The organism is Streptomyces sp. NPDC014991, assembly GCF_043080665.1.
Taxonomy (GTDB): Bacteria; Actinomycetota; Actinomycetes; order Streptomycetales; family Streptomycetaceae; genus Streptomyces.
Map to the genome: position 1 here is coordinate 259,906 of NZ_JBIBVY010000009.1, position 21,571 is coordinate 281,476.

Annotated in this window: 14 protein-coding genes; 4 read left to right on the top strand and 10 right to left on the bottom strand. The window is 71.3% G+C overall.

The window, feature by feature from the left end; all coding sequences use genetic code 11:
• Window positions 1-30: 30 nt before the first annotated feature.
• Window positions 31-4,974: an NAD-glutamate dehydrogenase gene (locus ACF1BE_RS17210; RefSeq protein ID WP_392199847.1), complete on the bottom strand. Its 4,944-nt coding sequence runs from the start codon at window positions 4,972-4,974 to the stop codon at window positions 31-33.
• A gap of 576 nt (window positions 4,975-5,550) precedes the next feature.
• On the opposite strand from ACF1BE_RS17210, the gene ACF1BE_RS17215 reads away from it, so the two are divergent.
• Window positions 5,551-6,123, top strand: coding sequence for a DJ-1/PfpI family protein (locus tag ACF1BE_RS17215; RefSeq protein WP_392199848.1), 573 nt, complete (start codon window positions 5,551-5,553; stop codon window positions 6,121-6,123).
• A gap of 114 nt (window positions 6,124-6,237) precedes the next feature.
• On the opposite strand, the gene ACF1BE_RS17220 is transcribed toward ACF1BE_RS17215, so the two are convergent.
• Window positions 6,238-6,906, bottom strand: a complete 669-nt coding sequence (locus ACF1BE_RS17220) for an HAD family hydrolase (protein ID WP_392199849.1) — start codon at window positions 6,904-6,906, stop codon at window positions 6,238-6,240.
• A gap of 48 nt (window positions 6,907-6,954) precedes the next feature.
• Window positions 6,955-7,467 carry a DUF6912 family protein gene (locus ACF1BE_RS17225; RefSeq protein ID WP_392199850.1) on the bottom strand — a complete coding sequence of 171 codons (513 nt, stop codon included), beginning with the start codon at window positions 7,465-7,467 and terminating at the stop codon, window positions 6,955-6,957.
• Window positions 7,468-7,797: 330 nt separating this feature from the next.
• Here ACF1BE_RS17225 and ACF1BE_RS17230 point away from each other — a divergent pair, with 330 nt between their 5' ends.
• Window positions 7,798-8,286, top strand: a complete 489-nt coding sequence (locus ACF1BE_RS17230; protein WP_392199851.1) for an Rv3235 family protein — start codon at window positions 7,798-7,800, stop codon at window positions 8,284-8,286.
• Window positions 8,287-8,685: 399 nt separating this feature from the next.
• On the opposite strand, the gene secA is transcribed toward ACF1BE_RS17230, so the two are convergent.
• On the bottom strand, window positions 8,686-11,496 hold the full coding sequence (gene secA / locus ACF1BE_RS17235) for a preprotein translocase subunit SecA (RefSeq protein WP_392199852.1): 2,811 nt from the start codon (window positions 11,494-11,496) through the stop codon (window positions 8,686-8,688).
• 252 nt (window positions 11,497-11,748) lie between these two features.
• Between secA and ACF1BE_RS17240 the strand changes: the two genes are divergently transcribed.
• Together ACF1BE_RS17240 and ACF1BE_RS17245 are read left to right on the top strand one after the other, a co-directional pair.
• A complete protein-coding gene (locus ACF1BE_RS17240) occupies window positions 11,749-12,318 on the top strand; it encodes a GNAT family N-acetyltransferase (protein WP_392199853.1) in 570 nt (189 codons plus the stop codon).
• A 53-nt stretch (window positions 12,319-12,371) separates the two neighbouring features.
• Window positions 12,372-13,553, top strand: coding sequence for a winged helix-turn-helix domain-containing protein (locus tag ACF1BE_RS17245; protein WP_392199854.1), 1,182 nt, complete (start codon window positions 12,372-12,374; stop codon window positions 13,551-13,553).
• Here ACF1BE_RS17245 and ACF1BE_RS17250 read toward each other — a convergent pair.
• The 6 genes from ACF1BE_RS17250 to mtrA all read right to left on the bottom strand — a co-directional run bounded on the left by ACF1BE_RS17250 (window position 13,550) and on the right by mtrA (window position 21,276).
• A complete protein-coding gene (locus ACF1BE_RS17250) occupies window positions 13,550-14,296 on the bottom strand; it encodes a response regulator (protein ID WP_392199855.1) in 747 nt (248 codons plus the stop codon). The two genes, ACF1BE_RS17245 and ACF1BE_RS17250, sit on opposite strands and share 4 nt — an antisense overlap.
• A 204-nt stretch (window positions 14,297-14,500) precedes the next feature.
• Window positions 14,501-15,196: a ribosome hibernation-promoting factor, HPF/YfiA family gene (gene hpf, locus ACF1BE_RS17255; RefSeq protein WP_392199856.1), complete on the bottom strand. Its 696-nt coding sequence runs from the start codon at window positions 15,194-15,196 to the stop codon at window positions 14,501-14,503.
• Window positions 15,197-15,532: 336 nt separating this feature from the next.
• Window positions 15,533-16,402, bottom strand: a complete 870-nt coding sequence (locus ACF1BE_RS17260) for a ComF family protein (RefSeq protein WP_392199857.1) — start codon at window positions 16,400-16,402, stop codon at window positions 15,533-15,535.
• A 168-nt stretch (window positions 16,403-16,570) separates the two neighbouring features.
• Entirely contained in the window at window positions 16,571-18,409 is a 1,839-nt protein-coding gene (locus ACF1BE_RS17265; protein ID WP_392199858.1) for an LpqB family beta-propeller domain-containing protein, read from the bottom strand.
• The gene (gene mtrB, locus ACF1BE_RS17270; RefSeq protein ID WP_392199859.1) at window positions 18,399-20,585 is read right to left on the bottom strand and encodes an MtrAB system histidine kinase MtrB; all 2,187 of its coding nucleotides are present in this window, start codon (window positions 20,583-20,585) and stop codon (window positions 18,399-18,401) included. Before mtrB ends, ACF1BE_RS17265 begins: the two co-directional genes overlap by 11 nt.
• A 1-nt stretch (window position 20,586) precedes the next feature.
• A complete protein-coding gene (gene mtrA, locus ACF1BE_RS17275) occupies window positions 20,587-21,276 on the bottom strand; it encodes a two-component system response regulator MtrA (protein ID WP_187279108.1) in 690 nt (229 codons plus the stop codon).
• Window positions 21,277-21,571 lie beyond the last annotated feature (295 nt).

The window sequence follows — 21,571 nt, forward strand, 5'->3', positions numbered from 1 at the left end:
CCGGTCCGGGGCGCCCTCACCGCCTTACGGCTACGAGTGCGTCCGCAGCAGCGTCCGCATCGTGCGCATCGCCACCGACAGGTTGGCGAGGTCGAAGGAGTCCGAGCCGCGGATCTCCTCCAGGGTGGTGCGGGCACGGCCCAGGATCGCGGTGTTCCTCTGCTCCCACGCCGTGAACCGCTGCTCCGGCGTCGAGGTGCCGTTGCCCGCCGCGAGGACGTCCGCGGTGAGCGCCGCGTGGGCCGCGTACAGGTCCTCGCGGATGGAGGCGCGGGCCATGGACTGCCAGCGGTCGGCGCGGGGCAGCTCGATGATGCGGTCCATCAGCTGCGTGATGCCGAGCCGGTCGGCGAGGTCGTAGTAGATCTCGGCGACGTCCAGCGGCTCCTTGCCCATGCGGTCGGCCACCGAGACGATGTCCAGCGCCGGGAAGGCGGAGGAGAAGCCGGCCACCCGGGTGGCGAGTTCGTCCGGGACACCGGCCTCGGACAGCTCGTCGTACACGTGCTGGTACCACTCCAGGTCCGCGCCGCGCAGCAGCTTCGGCAGCTCCTGCCAGACCCGCTCGACCCGCTCGGCGAAGAACTCCACCGTCTCGGCGAGCTGGAGCGGCTGCGGCCGGTTGTTGAGCAGCCAGCGGGTGCCGCGCTCGATCAGGCGCCGCGAGTGCAGCCGGATGCGGGTCTGCACGTCGGCCTCGACCCGGTTGTCCAGGGCCTCCACCTCGTCCCACACCGGCGCCGAGCTGAAGATCCTGCGGGCCGCGGTCTGGGCGCGCACGATCTCCTCGAGCGAGGCTCCGGTCTCCTCGCGCAGACGGTGCAGATACGTCGTACCGCCCGTGTTGACCGTGTCGTTGACCAGCACGGTGGTGGTGATCTCGCGGCGCAGCGGGTGGTTGTCGATCGCGTCGGCGAAGCGCTCGCGCAGGGCCGTCGGGAAGTACGCGTGCAGCAGGCCGCGCAGGTACGGGTCGTCCGGCAGCGAGGTGTGCAGCAGTTCCTCGGCGACCGTGATCTTCGTGTACGCCAGCACCACGGCCGTCTCGGGGCCGGTCAGGCCCTGCCCCTGGCCGAGGCGCTCGCGGATCTGGCGGTCGGTGGGCAGGAACTCCAGCGCCCGGTCCAGGTGTCCCTCGCGCACCAGGTGGCGGACGAACCGCTGCTGGGCGTGGAGCATGTCCTTGGCCTGGGACAGGGCGTTGGCGAGGGCGGTGTTCTGCGCGTAGTTGTTGCGCAGCACCAGGGCGCCGACCTCGTCGGTCATCTCGGCGAGCAGCTTGTTGCGCTGCTTGACGGTCATGTCGCCGTCCGTGACCAGGCTGTTCAGCAGGATCTTGATGTTCACCTCGTGGTCGGAGGTGTCCACACCGGCGCTGTTGTCGATCGCGTCGGTGTTGATCCGGCCGCCGTGCAGGGCGAACTCGATGCGGCCGAGCTGGGTCAGGCCCAGGTTGCCGCCCTCACCGACGACCTTGACGCGCAGGTCGGCGCCGTCGACGCGGATGGCGTCGTTGGCCTTGTCGCCGACGTCGGCGTTGGACTCCGCCGACGACTTCACGTAGGTGCCGATGCCGCCGTTCCACAGCAGGTCCACCGGCGCCCGGAGGATCGTCTTCATCAGGTCGGCCGGGGTCATCTTGGAGATCTTCTCCTCGATGCCCAGGGCCTGCCGGATGTGGCTGTTGAGCGTGATCGACTTGGCGCTGCGCGGGAAGATCCCGCCGCCTGCCGACAGCAGCTTGGTGTCGTAGTCGGCCCAGCTGGAGCGGGGCAGCTCGAACAGCCGGCGGCGCTCGGCGTAGGAGACGGCCGCGTCCGGGGTCGGGTCGATGAAGATGTGCCGGTGGTCGAAGGCGGCCACCAGGCGGATGTGCTCGCTCAGCAGCATGCCGTTGCCGAAGACGTCACCGGACATGTCACCGATGCCGACGACCGTGAAGTCCTCGGACTGCGTGTCCACGCCCAGCTCGCGGAAGTGCCGCTTCACGGACTCCCAGGCGCCGCGCGCGGTGATGCCCATGCCCTTGTGGTCGTACCCGGCCGAGCCGCCTGAGGCGAAGGCGTCGCCGAGCCAGAAGTTGTACGTCTCGGCGACCTGGTTGGCGATGTCCGAGAACGTCGCGGTGCCCTTGTCGGCCGCGACCACCAGATAGGTGTCGTCCCCGTCGTGCCGGACCACGTCCTGCGGCGGCACGACCTCACCGGCGACCATGTTGTCGGTGATGTCGAGCAGCGCCGAGATGAACGTCTTGTAGCTGGCGATGCCCTCGGCCAGCCACGCGTCCCGGTCCTCGGCCGGGTCGGGCAGCTGCTTGGCGACGAAGCCGCCCTTGGCGCCGACCGGCACGATGACGGTGTTCTTCACCATCTGCGCCTTGACCAGGCCGAGGATCTCCGTACGGAAGTCCTCGCGCCGGTCGGACCAGCGCAGACCACCGCGCGCGACCTTGCCGAACCGCAGGTGCACGCCCTCCACGCGCGGCGAGTACACCCAGATCTCGTACGCCGGGCGGGGCGCGGGCAGGTCCGGGATGGCCTGCGGGTCGAACTTCATGGACACGTACTCGTGCGGCCTGCCGCCGAGCGCCTCCTGGAAGAAGTTCGTGCGCAGGGTCGCCTTGATGACGGTCAGGAACGACCTCAGGATGCGGTCCTCGTCCAGGCTGGCCACCTGCTCCAGGGCCGCGTCCAGCTCCTCCAGCAGCGCGTCGGTGATCTCGAGTCCGGCCTGCTGCCGCTCCGGCGACATCCGCGCCTCGAACAGGGAGACGAGGAGCCGGGTGGTGTGGACGTTGTTGCGGAGGGTGTCCTCCATGTAGTCCTGCGAGAAGGTCGAACCGGCCTGCCGCAGGTACTTGGCGTAGGCGCGCAGCACCATCGCCTGGCGCCAGGTCAGCCCGGCGCTCAGCACGAGGGCGTTGAAGCCGTCGTTCTCGGCCTTGCCGGTCCACGTCGCGGCGAACGCGTCCTGGAACCGTTCCCGGGCGTCGCCGCCCAGGTAGTCACCGGCGGAGCCGCCGAGCGACTTCGGCAGGCGCAGACCGAAGTCGTAGATCCAGGCGGTGGTGCGGTCGGCGCAGCGCAGCTCGTACGGCCGCTCGTCCGTGACCTCGACGCCCAGGCGGCTGAGCACGGGCAGCACCTGGGACAGGGAGACCGAACCGCCCTTCTGGTAGATCTTGAAACGGCGCTCCTCGGGCGCGGCGCCCACCGGTTCGTACAGGCTCAGCGAGAAGTTCTTGTCCTCGCCCAGCTGCTCCAGGTGCACCAGGTCGGCGACCGCCGCACGCGGCGGGTGGTCGGCCTTGTACCCCTCGGGGAAGGCGTTGTTGTAGCGGCGCAGCACCTCGGCCGCGGACTCCTCGCCGCACTCGGCGGTCAGCGCCTCCGCGAACGCGTCGGTCCAGGAACGGGCCGCCGCGACCAGGCGGGCCTCGATGCGCTCCTTGTCGGCGTCGGACAGCTCGGACAGCTCGGTGCCCTGCGGGACCCGGACCACGAAGTGCAGCCGGGACAGGATCGACTCGGTGTTCCAGGCGGTGAAGTCGACGCTGATACCGCCCAGCTCCTCCTTCAGGATGTCGATGATCCTCAGGCGGACGCCGGTGGTGTAACGGTCGCGCGGGAGGTAGACGAGGGCCGAGTAGTAGCGGCCGTACTCGTCCTGGCGCAGGTACAGCCGCAGCCGGCGGCGCTCCTGGAGGTAGAGCACGCTGGTCACTATGGCCTGGAGTTCGGTGACCGGCGTCTGGAACAGTTCGTCGCGCGGGTAGGTCTCCAGGATCTGGAGCAGGTCGCGGCCGTCGTGGCTGTGCGGCGAGAACCCGGCGCGCGCCAGCACGTCCTCGACCTTGCGGCGGATCACCGGGACGCGGCGCACGGACTCGGTGTAGGCGGCGGAGGAGAACAGGCCGAGGAAGCGGCGCTCGCCGACGACGTTGCCGTCCGCGTCGAACTTCTTGACGCCGATGTAGTCCAGGTACGACGGCCGGTGCACCGTGGCCCGGCTGTTGGCCTTGGTCAGCACCAGCAGCTTGTGCTCGCGGGCCTTGGCCCGGGCGTCGGCCGGGAGCCGCTCGAAGGAGGGGCTGACCGGGTGCCGGTCCTCCTCGGCGTGGTGCGGGTCCGAACGCAGTATGCCCAGACCGGTGCCGGGCACGGCGGCGAGCGTGTCGTCGTCGCGCAGCTGGTACTCGCGGTAGCCGAGGAAGGTGAAGTGGTCGTCGGCCAGCCAGCGCAGCAGCTCGCGGGCTTCCTCGATCTCGGGCTTCGCCAGGTCGGCGGGGGCGGGCTCGCCCGCCAGGCCGTCGGCGAGGCGGATCGAGGTGTCCCGCATCTTCTCCCAGTCCTCGACGGCCTCACGGACGTCGGACAGGACGCGCAGCAGATCGGCGGAGATCTGCTTCAGGTCGGCGCGGTCGGTCTCCCGGTCGATCTCGACGTGGATCCAGGACTCGACGTGCGCATCGTGCGGGAGGTCGCCGGTGGGCGGGGTCGCCAGCACCTCGATCAGCTTGCCGGTCAGATCCCGCCGGACCACGACCTGCGGGTGGATGACGACGTGGATGCCGCGTCCCTGCCGGGTCAGCTCGTTGGTGACCGAGTCGACGAGGAAGGGCATGTCGTCGGTGACGACCTCCACGACGGTGTGGCTGCAGGTCCACCCGTTCTCCTCCACGGAGGGGGTGTGCACCCGGACGTTCGCGGTGCCCTGCGGGCGGGTCTCGGCGAGACGGTGGTGCGAGACCGCGGCGCCGAAGACGTCGACCGGGTCGCGGTCGGTGAGGTCTTCCGGTGCGGTGTGCAGGTAGTAGCGCTGGAGGAACGTGAGCAGGGAGTCGCCGTCCGGGGTGCCGGAGCCGCCCTCGCTCGTCGTCCCGGTCGGTAGGTGCCCCCCGACCGGGCCGTTCTCAGCTACCCGGGCGGCCCGTTCGAGCAGCTCGGCCTTGGCTTCGTCCAGCTTGGTCTGCATTGTCCTCTGACTCCTGTCGCGCGCCGTTGCGTGACGTAGAAGGAAGTACGGTCTCTTTCCCTCCGGCTCGACGCCACGGCCCGGGGTGTCCGGTCCGGTCCGACGCTATGCCGCGAGGTGAGATTCGTGGGGGGTATTCGGCCAATTCCGGCACACCCGTCGACTGTGACGCTGCTCTCGGCACCGCCGTGTCCCGGAGCGTCCTCGGCGTCCAGGGGGCACCGGTGCCCCCGTCCCGCCCGCGAAGATCGGCGATCGCCGCCCGGTCACGGAGGTGTTCCGTGCAATCCGGGCGCAGGGCGGGAGCGGCATCGCCCCCGCGGGATATCGCGCTGATCACGCCACAAGGCTATCGCCACCCACCCGGGGCCCGTCATGAGCCGTATGTGTACAAAACCGAGGGGTGAAGTTTGACGTTATGCACAGCGGCGGTACACGGTCGGGTGGCGTACCGGCGATCCGGTCGCGCCCCCGCGCCCGCGGACGCACCCTGAGAAGCGCCGGGCCCCCTTGGCAAGCGCCTCCGGCGGGGGCACGGTGAGCAGTGTGCCCGGAGTCTGCCCGGAGGAGCCGACCATGCCCACCCAGATCCTGATCGTCACCGGCGACGCGGCGGAGTCCCTGGAGGTCCTCTACCCCTACCAGCGGCTGCGCGAGGAAGGCTACGACGTCCACATCGCGGCCCCCACCCGCAAGACCCTCCGCTTCGTCGTCCACGACTTCGAACCCGGCTACGACACCTACACCGAGAAGCCCGGGTACACCTGGCCCGCCGACCTTGCCTTCGCCGAGGTCGACCCGGGCCGGTACGCGGCCCTGGTCATCCCCGGTGGCCGGGCCCCCGAGTACCTGCGCAACGACCCCGAACTCCGCAAGATCCTCAAGGCCTTCTTCGACGCGGACAAGCCGGTCGCCCAGATCTGTCACGGCCCGCTGCTCACCGCCGCGATCGACTCCCTCCAGGGCCGCCGGGTCACGGCGTACCCCGCGCTGGAGCCCGACATGCAGGCCGCCGGCGCGGGTTTCCAGGACACCGAGGCGGTCGTGGACGGCACGCTGGTGTCCGCCCGCGCCTGGCCGGACCATCCGGCCTGGATGCGGGAGTTCCTGAAGATCCTGCGCACGCAGGCACCGGTCACGCCGGCGTGAGGGACGGTCGGGCCGGTACCACCCACGGGTACGCCGGCACAGCCCCGGGGCCACGCCGGCACCACGACCGGCTACGCCGGCACCGCCCCCGGGCCGGGCCGCTGCCGCCGCCGGCTACGCCGCCATCCTCCGCGCCTCCGCCACGGCCTCGGCCAGCGTGTCCACCACCGGCACCCCGACGGCCTCCAGACTGGCCCGGCCGTGCGAGCCCCCGGTGTACAGCACCGCCCGCGCGCCCACATGTCGCGCGGCGATCGCGTCGTCCGCCGCGTCCCCGATCACCACGGTCCGCTCCGGCGCCGCCCACCCCGTCAGCGCCTCCAGGTGCCGCACCATGTGCTCGGCCTTGCTGCCACCGGACGGCCCCGTACGCCCGTCGACCCGGAGGAAGTGCGCCTCGATCCCGAAGCCCCGCACCAGCGGCACCAGGTCCTCGTGCCCGTACATGCTCAGCAGCGACTGGCTGTGTCCCGCCGACCGCCACCCGGCGAGCAGCTCCGCCGCGCCCTCGGTGAGCGCGCACCGCACCCGGTGCTCGGCATAGTGCCGGTGGAAGACCCCGTCCATCAGCTCCCACTCGGCGTCCGTCGGCAGCCGGCCGAGCAGCCGCTCGTAGAACTTCGGCACCGGCACGCAGTACAGCGACCGGTACTGCTCCAGCGTGATCGGCGCGAGGCCCAGCTCGGCGAAGGCCGCGTTCGTCGCCCCGATGATCGCGTCATTGTCGTGGAACAGCGTTCCGTTCCAGTCCCAGACGATATGCGCGCTTCCCTGCGTCCCCATGTCGAAAACCGTACCCGCCGCCACTGACAGTCACGACTCCCGCCCGGGTCAGGCCCGTCCGACCAGGTTGGGGATCTCCTGCGTGGCGTACCACAGCAGCTCGTGGTCGTCCGCGCCGTCCACCACGAACCGCGCGTCGTCGTCCCCGCCGTCCGCCGCCTGAAGCGCGTCCGCCGCCGCGCGCACGTCCCGCTCCGCGTCGTCCGCGTCGACGTGCACGGCGGCGGCCTTCGCGAGCGGCACCGCCACCTTCACCGTCACCTCACCCAGGGCGGCCGGGTCAAGCCCCCGGTCCGGGTCGGCGCTCGCGGCGCCGTCGGGCACGTCCACGGCGACGACGACCCGGCGCCGTACCGCACCCGGATCCGCCGCCAGCAGCCGCAGCGAGGCGGCGGCGGCCCGGCCCAGCGCCGCGTACTCCAGCTCCTCGATGTCGTCGGAGAGGTACCACTCGCGCAGCGCGGGGGTGACGGCGTACGCCACGAAGGGCCCGCTGCCCAGCTCACCCGTCCTGTGCGCCTCGGCGAGAGCGGTGAGGGTCAGGGGGACGTAGACGCGCATGCTGGCCGCTCTTTCCTGGTCAAAGGCTCCGCTGGGCCCCGGGAGGAAGCGGCTGGCGCGTCTCCCGGCGGGCCTTCAGGATACGTGCGCCCGTCCCCTTTCGGGCCCCTGCCCGACGCCGCCGGGGCGTCCACCCCGGTCCGTCGGTTCACCCTCCCCCGCCGCCCGCTGACGCGGTTCGCGGCACCTCGCCTCCCGCGGATAGGTGAACCTCGCGGCCCCCGCCCCGCCCACCGCCACTTCCTTGCCCGTGCCCGCCGCGGCCCGTACAAGATCCCCACCAGTTAGTTACCGACCGGTATCACCCGGCCCGCAGAAACGGGGACCCCCATGAACAAGGTCATGAGCCGCGCCGCCGCCCAGCCACGGCCGCGTCACCGCCCGCCGACCCGCCGTGACTCCCGCCGCCCCGGGAGTGCGCCGCCCCGCACCCCCAGCCGGCCGGCAGCCGCCCTCACAGGCCCGCAGAAGCCTCCTGCCGGGCCCGCCCCGACCGTGCTGCCCCCTCGCCCGACCGACCTCTTCGCCGACCGTCTGCTGGCCGTCCTGAGCGGCCAGCGGCCCGTCCACTGGATGCTCCGGCACACGGCGGGCCGCGCCTACGACGACCTGGCCCGCCTCGCCGAACACGGCCCCCTGCGCACGCTCGGCCCCCGTCCGGTCGTCCACGACATCGGCTACTACGTCCCCAGCGAAGGCGCGCTGGAGGTCTTCGCCCGCGTCGCCGCCGGGGACCGCCTGCGGGCCCTGGCCTTCCGCCTGGAGCGTGGCAGGGACCTCCGCTGGCGCTGCACAGCCGTGGAAACGGGCCCGCACTAGTCAGCGGACGACGCGGCGGGGGGAGAGGGCCGGTCTTCTTCGATGCGGGTGCGTCGCAGTTCTCCGCGCCCCCGCGGCCGGCCCCAGCCATATGGGCACCGCTCGCCACGGGCACCGCTCGCCACGGGCACCGCGCGGTGCGGGTGGATGCGCTCACGCCGGTGCGCAGGGGCTCGTAGCGTGCCTGGGGTGCCGCCGCCGCGAGGGTGCCGGCGCCGCCGGCGGGGCAGTGCTGCCGGCGGTGCCCATGGGGCGTCGCGGGCCGCGGTTCCCCGGGGCGCGGGGACTCGCGCGATCAGCCCACACACACCCGCACATCCGCCCGCCACCGCCCCCACCCGGACGGCCGCGCGAAAGGGCCGGGCCCCCGGAGGGACCCGGCCCTGTCCGGCGTCGGCGTCACTTCTTGCGGCGGCGTCCGCCCTTGGCCTGCCGGCGGCGCTCGGCACGCGTGAGCCCGTCCGACTCGGACCGCACCGGCTCCTCGTCCTCCAGGTCACGCTCGACGATGCCACCCTCGCCGTCCACCGTCGGCGCGGAGAAGTGCAGATCCCGGCGCTGCGGAACGTCCAGCCCCTTCGCGCGGATCTCGGGACGCGCGCCCGCCTGCGCCGGCACCGTGTCGTGCACGCCCTCGCCCACCGGCAGGGCCTCCTCGACCGGGACCTCCTCGACCTGCTGCTCCACCTGGACCTCCAGGTTGAACAGGTAGCCGACGGACTCCTCCTTGATGCCCTCCATCATGGCGGTGAACATGTCGAAGCCCTCGCGCTGGTACTCGACCAGCGGGTCCTTCTGCGCCATCGCGCGCAGGCCGATGCCCTCCTGGAGGTAGTCCATCTCGTAGAGGTGCTCGCGCCACTTGCGGTCCAGGACCGACAGCACGACCCGGCGCTCCAGCTCCCGCATGATCTCGGAGCCGAGCTGCGCCTCGCGGGCGGCGTACTGACCGTGGATGTCCTCCTTGATGGACTCCGAGAGGAACTCGGCGGTCAGACCCGCGCGGTCACCGGCCGCCTCCTCCAGCTCCTCGATGGTGATCTTCACCGGGTACAGCTGCCGGAAGGCGCCCCACAGCCGGTCCAGGTCCCAGTCCTCGGGGAAGCCCTCGGCGGTCTCCGCAGCGACGTACGCGTCGATCGTGTCATCCATGAAGTGCTGGATCTGCTCCTGGAGGTCCTCGCCCTCCAGCACGCGCCGGCGCTCGCCGTAGATGACCTCGCGCTGCCGGTTGAGCACCTCGTCGTACTTCAGGACGTTCTTACGCGTCTCGAAGTTCTGCGTCTCCACCTGCGCCTGCGCGGACGCGATCGCGCGCGTGACCATCTTGTTCTCGATCGGCACGTCGTCCGGCACGTTGGCCATCGACATCACGCGCTCGACCATCTGCGCCTTGAACAGCCGCATGAGGTCGTCACCGAGGGAGAGGTAGAAGCGGGACTCGCCGGGGTCACCCTGACGGCCGGAACGGCCGCGCAGCTGGTTGTCGATGCGCCGCGACTCGTGCCGCTCGGTGCCCAGGACGTACAGCCCGCCGAGGGACTCGACCTCGTCCTTCTCGGCCTTGACCGCCGCCTCGGCCCGCTCCAGGGCGGCCGGCAGGGCCGCGGCCCACTCCTCGATGTGCTCCTCGGGGTCGAGGCCGCGCTGGCGCAGCTCCGCCTCGGCGAGGTCCTCGGGGTTGCCGCCGAGCTTGATGTCCGTACCACGGCCGGCCATGTTGGTGGCCACGGTCACGGCGCCCTTGCGGCCGGCCTGGGCGACGATCTGCGCCTCGCGGTCGTGCTGCTTGGCGTTGAGCACCTCGTGCTGGATGCCGCGCTTGCTGAGCTGCTGCGACAGGTACTCCGACTTCTCGACGGAGGTGGTGCCGACGAGGATCGGCTGGCCCTTCTCGTGCTTCTCGGCGATGTCGTCGACGACCGCTTCGAACTTGGCGACCTCGGTGCGGTAGATGAGGTCCGACTGGTCGGCGCGGACCATCGGCTTGTTGGTCGGGATGGGGACCACGCCGAGCTTGTAGATCTGGTGGAACTCGGCGGCCTCGGTCATCGCCGTACCGGTCATGCCGGACAGCTTCTTGTACAGGCGGAAGAAGTTCTGGAGGGTGATCGTGGCGAGCGTCTGGTTCTCGTCCTTGATGTCCACCCCTTCCTTCGCCTCGATCGCCTGGTGCATGCCCTCGTTGTAGCGGCGGCCGGCGAGGATACGGCCGGTGTGCTCGTCGACGATCATGACCTCGCCGTCGATGACGACGTAGTCCTTGTCCTTCTTGAACAGTTCCTTGGCCTTGATGGCGTTGTTCAGGTAACCCACGAGCGGGGTGTTCACCGACTCGTAGAGGTTGTCGATGCCCAGCCAGTCCTCGACCTTGCTGACCCCGGACTCGTGAATGGCGACCGTGCGCTTCTTCTCGTCGACGTCGTAGTCGCCGGTCTCCTCCAGGCCCTTGAGCGGGTTGCCCGCCTCGCCGCGCTTGAGGCGCGTGACCAGCTTGGCGAAGTCGCCGTACCACTTGGTGGCCTGGTCGGCGGGGCCGGAGATGATCAGCGGCGTACGGGCCTCGTCGATGAGGATGGAGTCGACCTCGTCCACGATGGCGAAGTTGTGGCCGCGCTGGACCAGCTCGTCCTGCGACCAGGCCATGTTGTCGCGCAGGTAGTCGAAGCCGAACTCGTTGTTCGTGCCGTAGGTGATGTCGCACGCGTACTGCTCACGGCGCTGAGCCGGCGTCATGTTGGCGAGGATGCACCCGACCTCCAGGCCCAGGAACTTGTGGACGCGGCCCATCATCTCGGAGTCACGCTCGGCCAGGTAGTCGTTCACCGTGATGAGGTGGACGCCCTCCCCCGACAGCGCGTTCAGGTACGCGGGCAGCGTACCGACGAGGGTCTTGCCCTCACCGGTCTTCATCTCGGCCACATAGCCGAGGTGCAGCGCGGCGCCACCCATCATCTGGACGTCGTAGTGACGCTGGCCGAGGACACGCTTGGCGGCCTCGCGCACGGTGGCGAACGCCTCGGGGAGCAGGTCGTCCAGGCTCTCGCCGTCGGCGTACCGCTGCTTGTACTCATCGGTGAGGGCGCGCAGCTCGGCGTCGGAGAGGTCGACGAAGTCCTCTTCGATGGAGTTGACCTGGTCCGCGATGCGGTGCAGCCTGCGCAGGATCTTGCCTTCGCCTGCACGCATGATCTTCGAGAGGACGGACACGGGGGCTGGTCTCCTTGCCGGTCGGGCCTGGGACGGTCGGGTTTCCTTGTGACGTACTGAGCAACGGCCATCGTATGCGAGGACCCGGCTGCGCCGGGAGGCCTGGCGGCGCGACGGCTGCTCCACCCGGGACAACGGACGGGGCGGCCGGATGGTGCCGCGCCTGGCCGGATTTTGCGCGAAACGTGAGCGCTCGATCACACGGCGCGAGACCGGATGGCCACCCGGGGGCGAGCCGAGCAGAATCGGGCGATGCGACCCGTCACGCTCACCACGGACCGTCTCGTGCTCCGCGCCGTCGGCCCCGCCGACACCGACGCGGTGTACGCGGCCGTACAGGACCCCGACATCCGGCGCTGGACGACGATCCCCTCGCCCTATCTGCCCGAACACGCGCTCACCTTCACCGAGCAGATCGTCCCCGACGGCTGGGCGCAGGCGTCCATGTTCGCGTTCGGCGTGTTCCTCACCGGCGGCGGACTGGCCGGCGTGCTCGGCCTGACGATGCGTTCACTGGGCACGGCCGAGATCGGCTTCTGGACGGCCCGGGAGCACCGCGGCAACGGCTACATGACCGAGGCCACCCTCACCGCCTGCCGGTGGATCTTCACCGAGGTCGGCGTCGACCGGGTCGAATGGCGCGCCGAGGTGGGCAACCACGCGTCCCGCGCGGTGGCCGAACACGCGGGGTTCACCATCGAGGGCACCCTGCGTTCCGCCCTCAACAACAAGGGAGTACGCCGGGACTGCTGGGTCGGCTCCCTCCTCCCCTCGGACCTCGGCCTGCCCTCCACCGCCCCGTACCTGCCCGCCCGTTCGTGACGAACGCACAGCCCGGCGGGGGCCTGTCAGTGGCACCCTCTATCGTCCGACCCATGACGACCCTCCCGCGCCCCACCATCACCCTCACCGCGGACGACGCCCGCCGGATCGTGCTGCGGGCCCAGGGCCTTCTCGGCGCGCCCGACCGGCGCGCCGGTGTCCGCGGGGTGCTGCGCCATCTCGGCGCGGTACAGCTCGACACGATCTCGGTCCTCGCCCGCTCCCACGAGCTCGTGCCGTACGCCCGCCTGGGCGCGGTCGGCCGCAAGGCCGTGGAGAGCGCGTACTGGTCGGACGCCCACGCCTTCGAGTACTGGTCGCACGCGGCCTGCATCCTCCCCGTCGAGGAGTGGCCGCACTTCGCCTTCCGCCGCCGCGCCTACCGCAACCGCCCGCACTGGAACCACGACCTCCCCGCCGGCGTCTACGACCAGGTCGTCAAGCAGTTGCGCACGGAGGGCCCACTGACCGCCACGGAACTGGGCGGCGCGAAGCGGACGAGTGAATGGTGGGACTGGTCGGGCACCAAGGTCGCCGTCGAGCGCGCGCTGATGTACGGCGAGGTGGTGTGCGTGGAACGGCGCGGCTGGAAGCGGGTGTACGACCTCGCCGAGCGCGCGATCCCCGAGGAGCTGCTGCACGACGAGCTGGACGACACCGAGTGCCTGCGCCGCCTGGTCCGGCTGGCCGGCGAGTCCCTCGGTGTCGGCACCCGCGCGGACATCGCCGACTACCACCGGCTCAAGGGCGAGCAGGTCGACGCGGTGATCGCCGACTCGGGCCTGGTGCCGGTGGAGGTCGAGGGCTGGGGCAGGCCGGCCTGGGCCGACCCCGCGGCCCTGGCGACGCCGCCGCGCGGCCGGCACCGCACCACGCTGCTGTCGCCGTTCGACTCCCTGGTCTGGGAGCGGGCACGCACGGAGCGGATCTTCGGCTTCACCCACCGCCTGGAGGCGTACGTGCCCAGGCCCAAGCGGGTCTACGGCTACTTCGCGATGCCGGTGCTCGCCGGCGGCCGGCTGGTCGGACGCGTGGACCCGGCCCGCGAGGGCCGCACACTGGTGGCCAGGCAGGTCACCCTGGACGGCCCGAAGGCGGCCCCGGCGGTCGCCCAGGCACTCGTCGAGGCGGCGGCATGGGTGAACTGCACGGACGTGCGCGTGGAACGCGTGGACGCGCCCGAGCTGCGCGAGGCCCTCACCAGAGAGCTGACCGGGCTGCTCGGACAGGGCTAGCGGATCTCAAGGATCTTCTCCCGCATCGCGTAGACCACGGCCTCCATCCTGGAATGCAGCTGCAACTTCTCCAGGATGTTGCGGACGTGGTTCTTCACGGTGTTCTCGGAGATGAACAACTCCTTGGCGATGTCCCGGTTGTTCATCCCCGTCGCCACGAGCTTGAGGACCTCCAGCTCCCGGTCCGTCAGCCGCGGCGCGGGCACCAGCCGGCGCTCGTCGGTGCGCTGGATCATCGACTTGAACTCGGTGAGGAGTTTCGACGCCATCGAGGGGCTGATCTGCGACTGCCCGTCGGCCACCGCGCGAATGGCCGTGGCCACCTCGTCGGTCGAGATCTCCTTGAGGAGATATCCGGTCGCGCCCGCCTTGATCGCGTCGTAGAGGTCGGCCTCCTCGTCGCTGATCGTCAGCATGATGATCTTCGCACTGGGCGCGACCTCCTTGATGGAGGTGCAGGCCTCGATACCGCCGCGCCGGGGCATGCGGACGTCCATCAGCACGATGTCGGGCAGCAGGTCGGCGGCCTTGTCGACGGCCTCGGCGCCGTCGCCCGCCTCGCCGACGACCTCGATGTCCTCCTCGGCCGCGAGCACGATCTCCAGGCCGCGCCGGAAGAGGGCGTGGTCGTCCACGACCAGGACCCTGATCGGCTCCTTGCGTGCGGAGTCCGCGTCCGGGTCCCTGCCGATGACATCGTCGCCGGCGCCCCCGTCCCGCATCGCTCCGAAGGTGTCCGCCATCGTTCCTCCCCCTGAAGGCTGTGGCCTGTGGTCCTGTGCCATCGCCAACCCAAGGCAGCGGCCCACCGGTTGGGCCGGTGCGGCCATGATTCCATGCCCGGGCGACACCGAGGTGACGTGCGGGGCGTGAAGTGGTCGCACATCGGTGCCCCTGGGGGCGCACAGGCGCTCCAGGGGCACCGGCCGAGCTTCAGGCAGGGCGGGTCAGCCGCCCAGCGTGCCACCCGCCGCGTGGGGGTCCGTCTCGGTGACCATCGGGTCCGTGCTGAGGTGGATCACGCCGTAGTCGTAGGCGTGCCGGCGGTAGACGACGCTCGGTTCCTTCGTCTCGGCGTCGACGAACAGATAGAAGTCGTGGCCGACCAGTTCCATCTCGTAGAGGGCCTGGTCGAGGCTCATGGGGGAGGCGACGTGGGTCTTCTCGCGGACGACGAGGGGGCCTTCGCCCTTGATCTCCAGCGAGCCGATCTTCTTGGTCGGCACCGCGTCCTGCTGCTCCTCCTCCTGGACGAGGAGGCCGTTGTCGTTCAGTGTCGCCGCGCCCGGGACGTGGTCGGCGATCTCCTCCACCGACACCCGGCGTGCGCCCCGGCGCGAGTACCGCTTGTCGTGCTGCTTGCGGAGCCGGGCATCCAGCTTCTCCGCCGCCAGGTCGAGTGCCGCGTACGGGTCGCTGGCCGCTGCCTCCGCCCGGATCACCGGACCGCGGGAGCGGAGCGTGATCTCCACTCGGTCACAGCGGTCCGCCTGTCGGGGGTTGGGCTCCTTGGACACCTCGACGTCGAGGCTGATCACCTTGCCATCGAGCTTCTGGATCTTCTCCAGCTTCAGCTTCTCGGCCACGTGCTTGCGGAACCGCTCGGGCACCTCGGTCTTGCGGCCTTTGACGACGATGTCCACGCAGAACTCCGTTCCCGGATCGCTCCGCTGTCTCGGCGGAGCATCTCCCTTTCGCACCAGGTCCGGTGATCACCGGACCTCGGACTCGGTGACTTCCACCTCCTCCTCCCCCATGGACGAGATCTCACCCCACCGGATCTCACCCCACCGGTGCGGGTGATTGCGAAAACCCGCAACACGGCATTCGGATATGAGAGGTGTGGCCTGCGCCTTTCCTCGCAACCGAACATATCTCGCCCGGACGGATGGCGTCACCCTCTACTACGACGTACCTCCGTTGGAGTGAATAACCCCTCTCACAACCCTCTCACTACCTGCAACGACGCAGGTCGACGGTCAGTTCCTGTTCGTTTCGAAAGAATCCCACGGCGCGGCGACGACCGCGGCGTGGAGCATCCGCCCGGGGGCGTTCGGTACTGCCAATTCCGGTGCACCCAGCACCCACTTCCTCTCCTCCGGTCGGGCACCGTTCCGTCGTTCTCCCCTACCTTCCCGGGTTACGGCCGCATACACAGCCGTTCCGCCATCGCGACGAGATACCGCCGCCGCCCGCACGGCCCGCGCCGCCTCCGCGAGACTGGCGCCCGTCGTCATCAGGTCGTCGACGAGCACGATGCCGCCCGCACCGAGCAGCCGACCGCCCCCCGGGGTGACTTCCAGGGCACCGGCGAGGTTCTCCAGGCGCCGCCGCGCGTCCAGACCGGCCTGGTCCGCCACGGCCCGCCGCTGCCGCAGCACGGCCGCCACCCAGGCCGGTGTCCCGGTACACCGCAGCTCCCGGGCCGCCGCCAGCGCCATCCGCCGTACCGGATCGTGCCCGCGCGCCCGCACCGCCCACCGGGCCGACGGCACGGGAACCAGCAGCACCGGCCCGTGCCACGGACGCCCGCCCGGCCCGCCACCGGCCACCCGTCCGCGAAGGCCGGCCCGCACGGCTCCCGCCAGCGCCGCACCCAGCGTCCCGGCGAGCGCCAGCGCGCCGCGCTCCTTGTGGGCGAGCAGCAGGGTCCGCACCTCCGCCGCGTACGGCGCGACCGCGTGCACCGGCGGCAGCCCGGCCGGCTCCGGTACCGGCCGCACGCGCCGCGCCGCGCGTCCGTCCAGCACGGCCCGGCAGCGCGGGCAGAGCGCCGTACGAGGTGCCCCGCAGCCCGCGCAGTCGGCCGGCAGCACCAGGTCGGTGAGGTCCTGCCACCACCCCCGCATGCCCACCACTGTGCCAACGCCGCCGCCGGCCTGCCACCCCTGTGGAAAACCCCTGCGGAAAACGCCGAGCACCGCCCGGTGCGGGGCGCACACCCACGCCGGCGGGTGTGTGCCCACAGCGACCGGCGTGCGTCCACGCCGGCGCCGGACGTCGCCGGGCCCGCGCCCTCAGCCCGGATAGACGGGCGCCGTCCCGTCCTTGTCGATCTTCTGCCACTGCGCGCCGGACGGCAGCCGTACGATCCCGTCATCCGAGTGGGCCACCAGCGGTACCCGCTCGTTCTCGGAGGCGGCGATCGCCTTGACGCCGGGGAGCGCGCCGGGTGCCGGGCTGTCGAGCGCGGAACCGTCGATCTGGACGTACCGCATCTGCTGCACGCCCCCGTGCTCCTGGCCGACGACGAGCAGTCTGCTGTCACCGGCCCAGGAGATGGCGCTGACCTCCTCCAGGTCCGGTGCCGGCGAGTGCAGTCCGTCCACCGAGATGCCCTGCCCGGTGCCGTCGTCGTGCTGGATCCGGCCGATCGACACGGACTGCTTGCCGTCCTTCTCCACGACCAGCGCGATCCGCGTCCCGTCGGCGGCCACCCGCGCGTCCGTGATGCGGCCCGGCAGATCCGGGACCGCGACCTGCTCCGGCTTGTCACCGCCCTGTTCCAGGACGAACAGCCGCGGCCGACGCGGGTCCCGGTCGGCCACCCACAGGTCACCGCGGGCGTCCCAGCTCGGCGTGGCCAGCCGCTCCGCCGGCGCCGCACCGCCGCTGGTCACCAGCGGGTCGCCCAGCGAACCGTCCGCCGTCAGCGACGACGTGTACAGCGACGCGCCCTGGTCGCCGACCACGGCCGCGGTGTCCTCGTCCCGCGACACGGCCACCGACCGCAACCCCTTGCCCCCCTCGCCCAGCGGTCCGGGCACCCGGTCTGCGCCGGTACCGGTGCCGGCGCTGCCGGTCGGCATCCGCACCAGCCGGTGCTTGCCGTCGAGGAAGTACAGGTACTCGGGGCGTCTGGCCGACCCGTGCCAGGCGGCGGACTCCGCGCGCTCCTCGCTCACCTCGCACAACCGGTCGCCGGCCGCCCCCTGCAACTCCACGGAGTCCAGCGTCGGCACGAGATTGCGCAGGGTGAACAGCACCTGCGTCGCCATCTCGGTGCACTTGCCGGCCGCGACCTGGGAGGTCTTGAGGTTCAGCGGCACGGTCAGCCTGTTCTGGTCGTCGGGTGCCAGCCCGGACACGCCCTTCTTCAGCGCCGTGCCCGTCGGGAAGCTCGACCGGACCACCGGGCCGAGCCACGCGGTGGGGCCGTGCAGCAGCGAGCGGACCAGCTGCGTCATCGGGTCCACCTTGCTGCGCACGAACACCGGATCGGCGACCGCCACGGGCTGTCCGCCGGACTCGTCCGCCGTGTCGGAGGCGAAGTAGTACTTGTCGACGGAGGTGTAGTTCCGCTGGAAGTCCGACTTGCCCATGACGACGCCGTCGGGCAGCCCGTCGATGCGCCACTGCCCGCTCTTGGGGTTCTTCGTCAGGTGCAGCTTCTTGCGGTAGGGAGCCTCGGCGGGCTGGTAGGCCTGCTGCGAGTCGACCGTGGCGACCTGGGCGCCGGTCAGCACACAGGTCGCGCTGTTGGTCTCCTCCCGGCCCCCCGGGTTGCAGTTGGTCGCGATGCTCGGGCCGTTCGCGAGGACCGTCGTCGACCGCTCCGGCCGCCAGACCCGCGCCGCGTCCGCCGTCAGGTACTTGCGCGCCGTGTCGTACCCGGGGTCGTCGCTGGTCAGGGCCTCGAGGAAGCCCTGCATGATCTCGCCGGGACCGACGCCCTCGGCGGGCGGCATGGCGAACACCCGTACGCCGGTGTCCTGTCGCGGGGTGGAATCCACATCCCGCAGGTCCCCGCTGTCGGGCATCGAGGCACACCCGGCCAGCAGCACGATGCCCAGGGCGGCGTACGCCGCCGCGCGCCCCGGCCGCCGCCGTGCGCCCCCCGTGCGGTCAGCGGCCACGAAATGCCTCCCCTGGCTGGTTCGAGTCCTCCAGCGTGGCCGCGTCCGACGCGGACCTGTCCGGCCGGCCGGCGTCCGGCCGGTCCCCGTTCTGCCGGTCGAGGTCCGACCGGTCCATGTCCGACCCGTCCATATCCTCGGCGGCTGCCGGACCGGCGCCCGGTGTGTCGTCCGGGCGTCGTGCACCACCGGCGGGCCGGGGCACCACGCGCGCGCCGCTACCGGGCAGGGCCGTCGGGTCGGCGGCCGGGCTGTCGGGCGCCAGCCGCGGCGCGATCGATGCCCGCGGCGGCAGCGCCGGCGCCTGCGCGCCGCCCTGCTGCACCGGAACCGTCGCCCGCTTCTCCTCGTCCCCACGGCGCCGGCCCGCGTCGTCGAGGCCGCGGTTGCGGCGTGAGTCCTTGGGCTCCAGCGGTATCGGGGAGCCCCGCAGCGGCTCGTCCGCCGTCCTGGGCAGCGTCAGCCGGAACTGCGAGCCGCCGCCCGGCTCACCCCACGCCTGCAGCCAGCCGCCGTGCAGCCGCGCGTCCTCCAGGGCGATGGAAAGCCCCAGGCCCGTACCACCGGTGGTACGCGCGCGTGCCGGGTCGGCCCGCCAGAAACGGCTGAACACACGGGTCGCCTCACCCGGCTTCAGTCCGACGCCGTAGTCACGCACCGCGATGGCCACCGCCCCGCCCGCCGCGGCGAGCCTGACGACCACGTCCCTGCCCTCGCCGTGCTCGACGGCGTTGACGACGAGGTTGCGCAGTACGCGCTCCACACGCCGGGCGTCCGCCTCGGCGACCACGGGCTGCTGGTCGCCGAGCACCCGTATGTGGGTGCCCTTGCGCTCCGCGAGCGGCTCGGCGCCACCGACCACCCGCCGGACGACCTCCCTGAGGTCGATCGGCTCGGCCTCCAGCGCCGCCGCCCCCGCGTCGAACCTGCTGATCTCCAGCAGGTCCGCGAGCAGCGACTCGAACCGGTCCAGCTGGTCGGCGAGCAGTTCGGCCGACCGCGCGGTCACCGGGTCGAAATCCTCACGCGCCTCATGGATGACGTCGGCGGCCATCCGGACGGTGGTCAGCGGGGTGCGCAGCTCGTGCGAGACGTCCGACACGAACCGGCGCTGCATCCGCGACAGATCCTCCAGCTGCTGGATCTTCACCTGGAGGTTCTGCGCCATCTTGTTGAAAGCCTCGCCCAGACGCGCGATGTCGTCCTCGCCGGTGACCTTCATCCGTTCCTGCAACCGCCCCGCGGACAGCCGCTCCGCGATCCCGGCCGCCATCCGCACCGGCGTGACCACCTGCCGCACCACCAGCCAGGCGATGGCGCCCAGCAGCACGACCACGAACAGCCCGGCGGTCGCCAGCGTCCCCTTGACCAGGCTCAGGGACTTCTCCTCCTGCGTGAGCGGGAAGAGGTAGTACAGCTCGTACGACCGTCCGTTGGGGTCGTTGACCTGCTTGCCGATGACCAGCGCAGGCTGGGACTCCTTGCCGTTGGAGTACACGATCCGCGTGTAGCTCTGGGCGGCCGTCGTACCGCTGTTGACCCGCTCACGCAGATCCGCGGGCACGCTCGAGGTCGGGCTGACATTCCCGGAGCCGCGCGGGCTGCGTCCGCCGCCGCTGTCGTCACCGACCGGCAGCGTCACCACGTCGAAGGCGCCCGCGCCGCCGCTGGACAGCGACTCCACGAGGTCGCTCATCCACGGGATGACGTTCTGCGACTGCCGCCCGTCCGGGGTCACCGTGCCGTCACCGGCACCGGTCCCGGCGGCCGTACCCGCACCGGTCCCGCCGGCCGCCTCGTCGGCCTTCTGCTTGGCCACCGCGAACCCGCCCGTGGCCTGGCTCTGCGACGCCTTCACCTTCGCGTCGAGCAGGCCGTTGCGCACCTGCCCGATCACGACGAAACCCAGCAGCAGGACGACACCCAGCGACATCAGCAGGGTCGTGGCGACGACCCTCAGCTGGATGTTGCGCCGCCACAGCCGCATCACCGGCAGCAGCGGACGGCGCACCCAGCGCAGGAGCAGTCGCAGCACCGGGCTGCCCTGGACACCTGCCCGCGGCAGCCCGCCCTGGAACAACCGCCTGAACCGCGCACCCATGGCCGCCCGGCCGACAGGCCGCTCCGGGCGGGTCCCGGACCTGCCGGGGGCCGAAGCGGCACTGTCCCCGGGCATGTCAGCTCGGTCCGGCCTTGTAACCGACGCCACGGACGGTCACCACGATCTCCGGCCGCTCCGGGTCCTTCTCGACCTTGGAGCGCAGCCGCTGGACGTGTACGTTGACGAGCCGCGTGTCCGCCGCGTGCCGGTAGCCCCACACCTGCTCCAGCAGCACCTCGCGCGTGAACACCTGCCACGGCTTGCGCGCGAGCGCGACCAGCAGGTCGAACTCCAGCGGGGTCAGCGCGATCGACTGCCCGTCCCGCTTCACGGAGTGCCCGGCCACGTCGATGACCAGGTCACCGATGGTCAGCTGCTCCGGCGCCGGCTCCTCGGACCTGCGCAGCCGCGCCCGGATCCGCGCCACCAGCTCCTTCGGCTTGAACGGCTTGACGATGTAGTCGTCGGCGCCCGACTCCAGGCCCACGACGACATCGACGGTGTCGCTCTTCGCCGTGAGCATCACGATCGGCACCCCGGACTCGGCCCGGATCAGCCGGCACACCTCGATGCCGTCCCGTCCGGGCAGCATGAGGTCCAGCAGCACGAGATCGGGCTTGGACTCACGGAAAGCGGCCAGCGCCTTGTCGCCGTCGGCTACGAAAGACGGCTCAAAACCTTCACCACGCAACACGATGCCGAGCATCTCGGCCAGTGCGGTGTCGTCGTCGACGACAAGGACTCGTCCCTTCATAAACGACATCATCCCATTCTCGTAACGACGACAGAGGCGCAGGTGAGCAGGCTCACTGGCCTGTGACGATAGTCGTACGGGGCCGTCACTGTCTGCCCCTGTCCGGGGACGACGATGTCAGCGACGGATGTCAGCCTGGTCGACCACAGGCCTGGAGGGGGATCAGAGGGTATGGCTCGGCTCGGCCCTGTGCTCGCGCCGGCCGGCGTCCTGGTGGGCGGCGCAGGCGGTCTTCCTTGCCGCAGCAGCCGTGACTTCGCCGGGATCAGCGCTCTTCTCGGGGCATCGGCGCCCCAGGGTCGCCACG

Coding starts and splice junctions, on each gene's coding strand:
- ACF1BE_RS17215 (WP_392199848.1), top strand. CDS start 5,551: ATGCCCACCCAGATCCTGATCGTCACCGGCGACGCGGCGGAGTCCCTG.
- ACF1BE_RS17225 (WP_392199850.1), bottom strand. CDS start 7,467: ATGCGCGTCTACGTCCCCCTGACCCTCACCGCTCTCGCCGAGGCGCAC.
- ACF1BE_RS17245 (WP_392199854.1), top strand. CDS start 12,372: ATGACGACCCTCCCGCGCCCCACCATCACCCTCACCGCGGACGACGCC.
- ACF1BE_RS17210 (WP_392199847.1), bottom strand. CDS start 4,974: ATGCAGACCAAGCTGGACGAAGCCAAGGCCGAGCTGCTCGAACGGGCC.
- ACF1BE_RS17240 (WP_392199853.1), top strand. CDS start 11,749: ATGCGACCCGTCACGCTCACCACGGACCGTCTCGTGCTCCGCGCCGTC.
- mtrB (WP_392199859.1), bottom strand. CDS start 20,585: ATGCCCGGGGACAGTGCCGCTTCGGCCCCCGGCAGGTCCGGGACCCGC.
- mtrA (WP_187279108.1), bottom strand. CDS start 21,276: ATGATGTCGTTTATGAAGGGACGAGTCCTTGTCGTCGACGACGACACC.
- ACF1BE_RS17260 (WP_392199857.1), bottom strand. CDS start 16,402: ATGCGGGGGTGGTGGCAGGACCTCACCGACCTGGTGCTGCCGGCCGAC.
- ACF1BE_RS17250 (WP_392199855.1), bottom strand. CDS start 14,296: ATGGCGGACACCTTCGGAGCGATGCGGGACGGGGGCGCCGGCGACGAT.
- ACF1BE_RS17220 (WP_392199849.1), bottom strand. CDS start 6,906: ATGGGGACGCAGGGAAGCGCGCATATCGTCTGGGACTGGAACGGAACG.
- ACF1BE_RS17230 (WP_392199851.1), top strand. CDS start 7,798: ATGAACAAGGTCATGAGCCGCGCCGCCGCCCAGCCACGGCCGCGTCAC.